Here is an 11,689-nt window from a genome sequence, read left to right on the forward strand (position 1 = left end):
ATTCAACAGAAGGAAAAAACATAAAAACATGAGAGAGATTTCTGGCGCATGGATAAAAAAGGCGAGGTCAACAGCCATATAATAATATATGCCCTTGTTGTCATTATCGCAGTCGTCATTTTGGCGTTTGGCGTCAAGATGATTGGGAATTTTCTGGACAGCAGCTGCCAGGCCGAGCTGAAAGCGGCGTCACTTGACCTGACTGAATCCATCGAGGCCCTGGCAAACAGGGTTGGAAATACCGAGGAGAAAACTTTTGCCTCGGCATGCGGCATTGACCGGGCTTATTTTGTGGACCTGCCGCAGGTCCTTCCAGAAATGTTCAGCAGCTATCCTGAAATACAGTCAAGCATCAGGGAAGGCCAGGGCAATAACATGTTCTTTTACAAGCAAAATGAGCTGGTGTATGCGATTAAGACAAAGCTGGACATGTCATTCCCGCATTTTACCTGCGCCAAATCAATAGGCGGCGGGATAAGAATCCTGCTGACAGGGAGCAAGGGCGGAACTGACATCAAGGACGCCACTGCGGGCAAAAGCCCGTGCAATGGCATTGAATCGGCATTTGGCCAGGAAAGCACCCTGCCTGCCAACATCCAACAGGCTGTTTCAGCATCTACGGGGTTAAAGGATACAGTTGTGCAGGACAATTATAAGGCTGCCCTGCCAGGCCTTTTGCCTGCCCGGTGCGTAGTTTCAGATGACAGGAAAAAAATGCAGGTGCTCATTGGATATAACCACGAGCTTGAGAACCTCAGCGTCTATCACATCCTGCCATATTATATTGACGACGCTTACCAGACATTCATTACAGGCATTTATCCCATAGAAATAGACGATGAGTCTGAAACAAGCGCCATAGAGACTTTTGTGTCCGACCGCTACATATTTTATAGGCTCGGCAAGACATTCGCAGACCAGGGCGTCATATTAATTGAATATGACTTTGACGGCGATGGCGTGCCTGCAGAGGCGAATGACTATTGCAACATCGTCCAAATAGAGAAGAATTACTGCACACAGGATATACAATGCACTTATGGAGTATGCAGGACAGACAATCACTGCGCTGTGCCATGATGATTTCTTGCCTGTTTTTTCACCATTGATTATTCAATGTAACTGTAGATGCTCTCATTTGCATACTTCCTAAAGCGCTTGAGCAGGTATGTCCTGAAATCTGTCAAATGTATGGTTGCCATGCCTTTTTTGCTGACATGTATGATTTGGCAATTGCTGCCGAAGACTTTCTTGTAGGGCAGAAGGAAATGGTAGCTTTTGCCCGGCCTTGCCCCGTTGATTTTCCTGGCAACTTTCCTGTCATAGCCTGGCACGCCTGCAAGGCCAAGATATTCGACAAATTCGCCGTGGATAATCCAGTCAGGGTAAGAGTAGCTGTTCCTGTAGAAATACTGCGATAGCGCCCATCGGCGAAGGACTTTCTTGTGCTCAATGCCATTCTGGTAAAGGAAATCATCAACAGCAGCTTCCTCGTAGCTGTCGCAGACGTGGCCATCCCTTGCCCTGACCCTGAGTTTCTTCATGCCTGACGCATGGATAAAAAATTATTAAAGGATTGCGGGAAATTGTCTTGTGTCCAGTGGGCGAACAAGAGAGAAGGGGTTTTATGAGGAGAAGGAAGTATATGAGATTATTGCTTCAGGTTCCTTGCGAGGAAATCAAGGGTTTTCTGCCAGGCATCCATGGTTTCTTCAGGGGCATAATTTGCGCCTGACGGGTTTGCGAAAGCATGCCCGACACCGGGGTAAATATAGATGTCCCTCGGCACACCGATTGAGCCCAATGTTGAGTTGAATTCCAGGACTGTTGCTACAGGTATGCCGGTGTCCTGGTCGCCAAATATTCCCAGGACTGGCTGTTTAATTGCTGCCAGCTTTTCAGGGTCTGTCTCAAGGCTGCCGTAATAGATTATTGTGGCTGCCAAAGGCGTGCCAGTCAAGGCAAGCTGAAGCGACATGCCGCCGCCAAAGCACCAGCCCATTGAGGCAATTTTATCAGGAATGACATCATCGCGGGCCTTCAGGAAATTCACTGCTGCCTTCATGTTCTCGAGGGCAGGCTCTGTGTCCTGCCTGACCGCGCCGGCAAGCTGGCCTGCAATTGATGAATTTTGGGCGACCTGGCCATTGTACAAGTCCACCGCAAGGACAACATAGCCTTCTGCTGCCAATTGCCTTGCCATGTCGCGGATATTGTCATTCAGGCCCCACCATTCATGGATCATGATTACAGCCGGATACTTGCCCTCTGCGGCCGGCCTTGCGAGGTATCCATCAGTTGTAAGGTAATAGGCTGTTTCGCCTGCCATTATTTCCATACCAGCACTATCCTCGCTGCGCGTTAAGTCAGCGTTTGTGGATTGGCCTGGCTCTGCCGCATCGGCTACCTGGTTGGCACCTGCTGCTGATTCCTTGGCATTTTCTGTAGTGGCCGGCTGTGCTGCACAGGCCGTCAGAATTACTGCCAAAATTAAAATCAGAAAGACAGATAAAGAAGGATTATTTTTTGATGCCATTGGCATTAACAATTGTTCATTATTTATAAAATTATGCCTGAATAGTCTTTAGAAAAGGGTTTTAAATTGAGAATGTTGCTCAGTTGTTATAACATCTGCGCCACGGTCGCACAATCAACGGCTGTCCTTTTCTCTAGAGAAAAGGATAGAACCCAAAAGAGTCGTGCATTCCATGCACGGGTTTTGCTTCGCAAAACATTAAAACCAACTGCTTATTTCATGCTTATATTGCCACGGTCGCATAATCCGGTATTGCGTCGGTCTCGAAGAGCTGGCCTCACTGCACACAGATGCGGGATATTCCTTCGGAAATCCCGCAGTGCCCGCTATTTGTATTTTACAAGTCGCGAACGTGAATATGAAGTGAAGAATGCTGGTTAGAGCAAACCGATGCCGCAAGGCATTCCAGGTTCAAATCCTGGCCGTGGCGTATTAATTATCATCTGTGAACTTTCATCTATGAATGTTCAAAAATAAATCAAAATAAAGAAATAAAACCTGCAATATGCAAATGGTTCTGATATTGCCACGGAATTACAGGGTTGGTATCCTTAATCCGACATCTTCACATTGACTGCCTTTGGGCCCCTTTCTCCCTGCTCGACATCAAATTCAACCGAGTCGTTTTCCTTCAGGCTGACGCCTGCACCCAACGCTGTCTGATGCACAAAATAGTCCTTTCCGTCCTCTGCGGAAATGAACCCAAATCCCTTCCCTATGTTAAAAAACTTCACTTTTCCTTTCATTTTTACACCTTCTGCAAAACTTTACTTATGTAATGCTTGCTTTGACCATAAAAAAGCCTTCTCCTTTTAAATCCCTGCTTTATTTGGCGGAAAATAATGAGAAATTCATGGCTTTCATGAGTTTATATGTGGAAACATGCCTTATTTTATATAGCTGTCATTTGACTGATGTGCGTGGGATTCTGCCTGTTGTGCATGGTGCTCGGCGTGCCCTGGCTCGCCATGGTGTGCAAGTCCGCCCTGGCCCCCTCCCTTGTGCCAGTTCATGTAATAGATTATCCCGCCAACCACGGCAACAATTGCGAGGAGCAGCACCCATGTCAATGCTCCGCCGCTCTTCTTTGCCCCTTCATCAGTGCCTGCTCCTGCAGTGTCCTGAGAAGCATCAGTGGATTCAGGCTGCGCATCCTGGGCTGTTGCGGCCTGCTGGCCTGAAGCAGCATCATCTGTTTGCTCTGACGTGACTTCCCCTGTGGGCAGAGTTGTGTCCTGCACAGCCGGAGGCTCCTCAGCCAAAGCCTTGACGCCGATTGCAAAATAGCTAAATCCAGGTGTTGCTGCAGAGTAGGTCAGGGTTTCCGCATCTGAGCCGATTTTCCTTGTTGGAAGCTCCTGCCAGGCATTTTCATCCCATCTCAGCAGCACGATTTGCGCTTCAGTGTAGCCATTTGCCGTCAGCCATGATTTTGTAATCTTGAACTCGACCTGGACATTGATGAGCGAGGAATCAACAAGGTTTGTTTTGATTATGGAAAGGTATTTGTATATTTTCGGGTATGATGAGGAAAGCAAATCACCGACGCTGCCTGGCTTTGTGTCAAGCGCGGTCAGGCTGATTTCAGCCTTTGTTGCTGTTGACAGGACTGTGAACAGGATTTTTGATGCCGGAACCAGTGAATTGCTGATTGAAAAAGTCATGCTTGAGCCCGCAGGGATTGTATCCCACTGCCTTGTGACTGTAGTGGTTTCGCCTCCTCCGCCACCACCTCCGCCTCCTCCGCCACCGCTGGAGCTGGATGAGCTGCTGGATGATGAGCTTGACGAAGAGCTGCTGGGCGCTGATGGCTCCCCTCCTGCCCAGACTGAAAACTCGCAGTATGGTATTTTCCAGATGCAGTAGTCTGAGCCAGTCTTGTTCAGCAATGCCTCAGCTGTCCTGTTGATGCAGGCTGTCTGGCTGTCACTGCAATGCCAGAGCTCAGAGCATGTCCCATCGCCCGGTATCTTGACATAGCATTGCTGAGGATGCAGGTTGTTGATGATCTTGTCGCGTGTTGATGTGAGCATTCCGACATACCCTATTGTCAGGCCTCCGGATGTGGTATTGGTTCCAGTGCCCAGGGCGCTGACATCGTCGATTTCCCTAATCTTGGAGCTTAAGCCGGTTTTTGTGAGTTGGGCATTGAAAAATTCAAAATAGCTTGTATTGTCATTTGTCCTTAATTTTATATTGGCCTTTCTGCCAGTGCTGTAATTTGTCTTCATCCCTGCATTTGGCCCGCAGACGCTGCCCTGCACATGTTCGTAAGTTCCATCCTGGTCCAGGTCATAGCTGACATTCCAGGCCGACGGGACAACCAGCTTTGTCACAAAGTTGCAGAACGCACAGCTTGAGCCTGATTCAGTTGTAAATGATGAGCACTTGCTTATTCCGCACTTTCCGGCATCGTCGCAAAACTCAAGCTTGAAATAATATTTGGTGTCTGAGTTTAGCGGGCTGGCCAATGAATGGACCCCGCCATCGTTGTATATTTCAGCCACGTGCCATAGCTTGTAATTCCTGACATCGTCGCTGTAAATGCCGGCGTCAAAAATAGACGCGTTCAGGTTTCCGGAGCTGCAGGTTGAATCCTCGCCATAAAATTTCAGTGTTCCGTTGGCAGGCTTGTCCGTGAAGTAATTAACCAGTGCGCTGTCAGGATACATTTCCTTGCTAATGGCAATTATTTTGGGCGTCCTTGTGTCCTCGAAATCAGGGTCATGCACGCCAAATGAATTGGCTACGCAATATGGATGGTTGTAGCATGAATAATCGCCGCAGCCCCCTTCAGACCAGCAGTCTGCATCATATTCGACATATCCCTTGTTTGCATCATCCATGCCATAGTTATTTGAGCCATTGGCTGTGTACATGAACAGGTCAAGCTTATCCAGGTCAAAGTCCACTGAGCCCTGTGTTGCAAAGCCAGGTGATGCAGTATCTGTTGGATTTGTGACATTGCCAGAATTATTGGAAGTGGCGACATAGACCCTGAAGTCTACGCCTGTTGAGTATAGTGATGGATATTTTTCAAGGTCCACCTTGTCAATGGCAATCATGCCGCCGTTAATTTCAGTGCACATCTTCTGCCTGAACCCTGACAGCTTGATTTCAGCTGCTGTGAAAGCACCGGCTGAGCACCTGTATGCATTGTATGACTCGGACACTGAGCTTGTTTGCGAGTTGTAGGATGCCGTGTATTTTAGGTAAAATTCATATCCTGTTGCTGTTGAATTGTGCTGCAATGCGCAATTGTTTGTGCGATTCTCATCAGTATCAAGGTACCAGTAAAATTTGGTCGTGTTCTTTCCAGTGCCTGATGCCCCGCTCTGCAGTTTTATTCCGTTGCACATGGCGGCATTTGTCACGTCGACGACGCGGGTGCCAAAGCCAAATGCATTTCCCATGTCCTTGAGGCCAAAGCCAACTATGTCAACCTCGTCAGGCCCGGCATCTCCAGGCGCATCCATTCCCAGCGGGACAGGCTCCCCGCCTTCCATATTCTTGAAGAACTGGGCAGTCATCGCTGACTCACACCATCCGGATACCCACACACAGCCGCTGACATTCAACGAGGAGTTAACGCTTACATTGATTCCGCCACAGGTCTCTTGTGTAACACTGGGGCCAAAGCAAGCCGGCTGGCACCCTCCGAATTGTGGGTCCCACCTGCAGTGCGGTGTTGCATTGCAAAGCGTCTCATTTGTTGAAAGAGTGAAATTGGAAAAGCATTCAAAAATTTTCCGGCCGCAGAATCCCTGTCCTGGCATTCCGCTTGGATTTTCCCAGGTGCAAAGCGGGTTTTGCAGGCATATTGTCTGGTTGTAGCTGAACTGCGGGCAATTATTGCTGTTGTCGCCGTCGCAGAATCCACTGCTCTCCTGGAAATAAGTGCAGCCCGCATTGCTCTCGCAGGCAGACTGATTCCCATTGAATTTGAAGCATGTAAAGCCACTTCCTGACGCTGCATTGCCTTCGCCAAATCCTCCCCCCTCGCCGCCAAAGCCGCTGATAAAGTCAGACCCGAAGCCAGGCGGGTCGCAGAGCCCTGATACCCAGCTGCATCCGGATGCTGTGCAGCCTGACTCATTATACTTGTTGAAGCATGAATTTTCCCCGGATTGTATGCCCTCACAGAAGCCGCCCCATTCATTTTGGTTCCACTGGCACCACAGGGAATTTGTGCCGTTTGTGCAGGTAGTCTGGTTTGAGTATTGCCAGCATGAAAATTTCATATGGTCACACCAGCCTGCATTATCGCCCTGGCCTGCGCACCACTGGTCTTCCTGCCACCTGCAGGCCGCATGGGCGTCACAGGCAGCTGAAGTGCTCTTGTCTGGATAATTGTTCCAGCAGTCCACCCAGTTTCCAGAATAGGATGGGTCAGTTTCGCACCATCCCCCTTTTTCCTGGCAGAATTTGTCGACATTCCATGTGCAATTTCCTGAGCATGATGTTGAGTTCATCCCAAGGCAGGCATCGAATTCCTCTGATTCCCAGTCATCCTCGCAGAATCCCCCGCCGCCTGAGTGCCATTCGCAGCCCTCTCCAGTGCATGTGGATTCATTCGTGCCATCCAGCTTCCAGCAATTTGCCCCTGGCACATCGCACCAGCTACCCCAGTTTTCGCTGACCCATGAGCAATTGGCTGATGTGCATGATGCATTATCAGAGTATCCGAAACAGTTTTGGTTGCCCCCTCCAATGAATCCTCCGCCGCAGAATGGATCAGAGAAGCACATTGAGTCTGCGCAGTCTATCTTGTTGTCATTATTATTGTCTATCCCATCCCAGCATAACTCATATTCACCGGCCCCGCTTTTTGGCTTGCAGATTTTTGAGGCTGAATCCCAGGAGCATTGGGCGTCCAGGTTTGTATCGCCTTTCTTGGCGCCATAAGTTGTGCAAATTCCCTCATCATAGCACTGGTCACACTTGTCCTCGCATGATTTTTCCGCAGTTGGGGCGCATCGACCCTTGGATTCATCTGTTGGCGAGACAAGGTCAGGAACCCATTTGCAGCCTTTTTTGCTGTTCTTGCAATAATACGATGGGCGCTTGGATGAGTCCGAAGCAGTGGGATCACCCATGAATGTGCATGAGCCGCAGTCAGTTTCGCATGTCCCGGACGCAATGCCTTTCTTGAACTCTTCCCTCACTGTGCAGGAGCCGTAAGTGTTGGGCGCTGATAAGTCCTCGGTGAAGCTGCAAAATCCGAGCTTTGAGCCAATGCATGCATCCCTCGCATCGCTCAGGCTTGACCAGTTTGTCCGGTCGCTCTGGAAGTCGCATGCATAGCAAGCCTTGTTGCAGTTTGTTTCCTCGTCAAACTTGAATTCACACCTGCCCGTCGGGACTGCAACGCTGCCTTCGCAATAGCTTTCAGTGACCCATTTTCCGCTGGCAAACTCGCAGTTCTGCTTGTTGTCAATGAACATGAGATTTTGCTTGCCTTCTGAAAAGATGTTGTCAAACTTGACTTCACAGCGGGTTGTCACATTATTCCAGCGGCATGGCATGTACCACGGCGCGCCTGAAATCTGGCTGCACAGAGTCTGGTCAGTGTAGCTGTTGTAATCCTCACAAAATTCTGCCCCCTCGGGAAGCTCATCAATGTCATTGAAGCATGATTGGCTGAATTTATCTGAGGTGCAGCTTGATCCCTGCCACTTGCAGCATGTGCTAAAAGCGGCAATATCATTGCAGAGGGTGGATTGGTTAATCCGGTCGCAGCTCAGCTGGCCAGTTGGGATAAGGGTATTATTTGTCATGCACGAGTTCCCGGTCCAGTAGCAGCCTGAAGTGTTTGTGCAGCTGCTTTCATTCGAGTCAAAGATATAGCAGCCTGGATTCCATTCAACAAAATCGCTTACATAACCGCCGGCCGGCTCCTGGCAGGTTGAGCTGCTGAAATTCCAAAGGCAATAGAATGTGTCAGCGCAGTCCTTTGTTGTTGTCAGGTCGCCGCATGACTTGGCGCTTACATTTTCATAGCACCATCCGCCATTATTTTCCCAGACGCAGGAAATATTTGCAGTATTGTTTACACATGCGCTTTCATTTGCATTTCCGGAAAGTGACATGTTGTCATAATTCCAGCAGCCTGCTTCCTGGCACCAGCCGCCGCTTGATGAGAACCATGAGCATGATGAATCGCCGTTGCAATTGTTTTCATTGTTATAGTTATAGCATCCTTTTTGGTTGCAGAATACCCCATCCCAGCTGCAGCTAAGGTTTGCAGTATTGTTGACGCAGGCTGACGCATTCTTGTAGCTGAAGTCAGAGCACCACTTGTTTGAGCAATAGCCGCTGCTCCATGTGCATGCGCCTCCGAGGCCGGAGTTGCAGCCACTAAGATTTGTGAAATCTGCGCAATTGCTTTCATAGCAATAGCTGTATTGCGTATTCCATTTGCATGCGCGGTTATTCTGGCCCTGGGCTGCCGTGCATGTGGCTGAGGTTGTTTGGCTGCCGCAGTCCATTGGCGCGCATTGGCCCCAGTTGCAGCCCGCAACGGCCTGGCAGCTCGACTGGTCTGCAAAATTATAGCATTGCTTTTCCGGCGGCCCCTCGCACCTGTTTCTCCACTCGCATGACTTGCCGATTGAATTGTTCTCGCATGTTGAGGCATTTGAAGCGGACAGGCTCCAGCAATTTTTTTGGTCGCACCAGCCCGATGCACTGCTCTGCCAGGAGCAAGACTTGCTTATTGAATTGGTGCTGTTTTGGCACGCAGTCTGTGTAAAGAAATTCCAGCATCCGAGAGGCGAGCACCATGTTCCCCAGCCGTCGCTGTTCCACTGGCAATCGCCCTGCGATTCGCATCCGGATTCGTCATGGTCATAGAGATAGCAATTGCTGGCATCTGATGATTGGCCTGATATAATTGCCAGCATCGCTATGAGCATGGCAAAGAAAACAGTCCTGACCGCGTACGAAAGGCCTCTTTTTGTCCCGTTATCCTTCATTTTCTAGCAAATTCACCAGTTAATCCAACCCATAAAATAATTTGTTTAAGCCTTAAACAATCGTTATTACGAACCTATATAAATATTTTACTGTTAAAAAGGGATAATTTCCTAAGATTTCATGGAAGAGAATATTTTTTTGATGTCCCTTATGGAATTTGCTGTGAAATGCGCAATGTCGGATTTTTTCTCCAGGGAATTCCCATATCGTGCATAAATTGCCACCATGCCAAGTTTTTTTGCGCCGGCAATGTCCCGGCTCGCCCTGTCGCCGACCATTATGCAGTTTTTCAGGCTGACATTCAGCCTCTTTGAAGCGAGCACAAACCCTTTTTTGTCCGGCTTTGTTGCCCTGACATCATCCTTCGTCAATATCACATCAAAATATTCATCAAAGCCAACTGCACAAAGCCTCAGGTATGCCTCCAGCTTAGGCGCATCGGAAAGGATGGCGAGCTTGTATCCCGAGGAGCGCAAAAAAATCAGAAGGTCCTTGGCGCCTGGATATGGCCTCAACAGGCCTGCATTTACCTTGCGGTATGCCAGGATAGCGTGCGCAAGAATCCGGTAATCGACCTTGCCGTACCGTGTCCTGAGGAATTTCTGGAAGATTTTCTGGTCCTCAATCCCCTTTTTCCAGTAAAATTTTGAGAAATCCCTGTGAAGCCCCTCAAAATCCTCGTCGAGCCCTGCATCAATCATTGCCTTTACAGATTCGCGGATAACCAAATTCTTTCTTTCGACAAAATCAATCAGAGTATCATCCAGGTCAAATATCACAGCTTTTGCCATCTTGGTTAATCACATATTGCTGAATTTTGCATGCTTTATAAATTTCGCGATTATTTGCCGGGATTAATATGTGCACCTGCACAGGCAAAAAAGGCAGCATTTGGCATCACCTTTATATTCTTGTAAGCCTTTGCGCGTGGTATTGGGGCAGATATGGATTGTTATTTCCTTTTTTTGTATGCAAAATAGTTTGGATGTAATATAGGATGTAATATATATTGTATCGAAGAAAAGCATAAGGCATTTTCTGGCAAAATGGCAGAGGAAAAGGAATTCCTGTATGCGAAACTTGAAGATACCGGGATAGATAAAACAATAATAGATGCAATAATGAGGGTGCCGCGGGAGAATTTTGTGAGAAAGGAATACCTCAGTGAGGCATATGGGGACTATCCATTGCCAACCATGGCCGGCCAGACAATCAGCCAGCCGACAACAGTGGCGCTTATGCTGGAGTATCTTGAGCTAAAAGGCGGCATGAAGGTCTTGGAAATAGGCTGCGGGTCTGGCTGGAACGCGGCGATAATGGGCCAGCTTGTCGGGCCAAGAGGCAAGGTTTTTTCCCTGGAAATTCTCAGCGAATTAATCCACATGGCAAAGGCTAATCTGAAAACCACACAGCTTAAGAATGTCAAAATCATAAGGGCCGATGGCAGCATAGGCTATCCAGAGGAAGCTCCTTTTGACAGGATAATTGTGACCGCAGCTACCCATTGTGTGAACAAAGAATGGGTGGATCAGCTGGTTGAGGGCGGGATAATAGTGGCGCCTGTTGGCCATTACATTGGGCAAAAAATGGCAAAAGTCGTCAAAGAGAAAGGCGCCATCCGCGAAAAGGACATGGGCTATTTCCAGTTTGTGCCGCTCAGGACAGAAAAAGAGCTGGAGAATTCCTGAAGCCCTGCCCAAAATCTCAGACATGAAAAAGCAAGCCAGATGTTCCGCAGTAAAAATAGCCGTTTTCAAAGCGTATGTATTTTCTCAGCCTCTTGATTTGGTGCTTGGCCTTGACAATCCTGTGGCTGCATTTGACTTCATAAAGGTCAATAGTTGCGCCTTTCTGCGCAACGATGTCAATCTCGCCGAGCTTGCACTTGCTGCCCTTGATGACAACATGCTGAGAAATAGAGTCATATTTGTCCCGGATCTTATCGCTCAGTTCCCTGACAAACCGGTCGTGCTTGCTAAGTTTTATGTATAGCGCCCTCCTGTAATGCAGTCCCTAAATACACAAAACTATAGTAATATCTGGAAATATGAGTATAAATATTTTTTGGTGGGTTTTTCCATCTCTGTTATCCCGAAACTGGTTTACATCACGAAACTGCTTTACATAATTCGTCCCAAACTTCTTTTGGCGTTTTGTAATTCAAGCTCATATGGGGCC

8 protein-coding genes and 1 tRNA gene are annotated in these 11,689 nt (G+C 48.3%); 4 read left to right on the plus strand and 5 right to left on the minus strand.

The genetic code is table 11. From position 1 onward, the window contains the following. The first annotated feature begins 48 nt into the window (after positions 1-48). Positions 49-1,080, plus strand: coding sequence for a hypothetical protein (locus tag J4227_01245; GenBank protein MBS3109136.1), 1,032 nt, complete (start codon positions 49-51; stop codon positions 1,078-1,080). Between the two features lie 29 nt (positions 1,081-1,109). Here the strand turns inward: J4227_01245 and J4227_01250 are convergent, their stop codons facing one another. Together J4227_01250 and J4227_01255 are read right to left on the minus strand one after the other, a co-directional pair. Further along, positions 1,110-1,544 carry a hypothetical protein gene (locus tag J4227_01250; GenBank protein MBS3109137.1) on the minus strand — a complete coding sequence of 145 codons (435 nt, stop codon included), beginning with the start codon at positions 1,542-1,544 and terminating at the stop codon, positions 1,110-1,112. A 107-nt stretch (positions 1,545-1,651) separates the two neighbouring features. Continuing rightward, positions 1,652-2,536: a dienelactone hydrolase family protein gene (locus J4227_01255; protein ID MBS3109138.1), complete on the minus strand. Its 885-nt coding sequence runs from the start codon at positions 2,534-2,536 to the stop codon at positions 1,652-1,654. A 230-nt stretch (positions 2,537-2,766) separates the two neighbouring features. Here J4227_01255 and J4227_01260 point away from each other — a divergent pair. Continuing rightward, positions 2,767-2,966: transfer RNA gene (locus J4227_01260), tRNA-Ser, on the plus strand. Between the two features lie 121 nt (positions 2,967-3,087). Here J4227_01260 and J4227_01265 read toward each other — a convergent pair. The 3 genes from J4227_01265 to J4227_01275 all read right to left on the minus strand — a co-directional run bounded on the left by J4227_01265 (position 3,088) and on the right by J4227_01275 (position 10,302). Next, positions 3,088-3,282, minus strand: coding sequence for a cold shock domain-containing protein (locus tag J4227_01265; protein ID MBS3109139.1), 195 nt, complete (start codon positions 3,280-3,282; stop codon positions 3,088-3,090). Between the two features lie 141 nt (positions 3,283-3,423). Beyond that, entirely contained in the window at positions 3,424-9,510 is a 6,087-nt protein-coding gene (locus J4227_01270; GenBank protein ID MBS3109140.1) for a PGF-pre-PGF domain-containing protein, read from the minus strand. A 111-nt stretch (positions 9,511-9,621) separates the two neighbouring features. Next, positions 9,622-10,302, minus strand: a complete 681-nt coding sequence (locus tag J4227_01275; GenBank protein ID MBS3109141.1) for an HAD-IA family hydrolase — start codon at positions 10,300-10,302, stop codon at positions 9,622-9,624. A 255-nt stretch (positions 10,303-10,557) separates the two neighbouring features. On the opposite strand from J4227_01275, the gene J4227_01280 reads away from it, so the two are divergent. Continuing rightward, positions 10,558-11,199 carry a protein-L-isoaspartate(D-aspartate) O-methyltransferase gene (locus J4227_01280; GenBank protein ID MBS3109142.1) on the plus strand — a complete coding sequence of 214 codons (642 nt, stop codon included), beginning with the start codon at positions 10,558-10,560 and terminating at the stop codon, positions 11,197-11,199. 22 nt (positions 11,200-11,221) lie between these two features. Further along, a complete protein-coding gene (locus J4227_01285; GenBank protein MBS3109143.1) occupies positions 11,222-11,503 on the plus strand; it encodes a hypothetical protein in 282 nt (93 codons plus the stop codon). Positions 11,504-11,689 lie beyond the last annotated feature (186 nt).

The organism is Candidatus Woesearchaeota archaeon, assembly GCA_018303405.1.
Lineage (GTDB): Archaea > Nanobdellota > Nanobdellia > Woesearchaeales > JABMPP01 > JAGVYD01.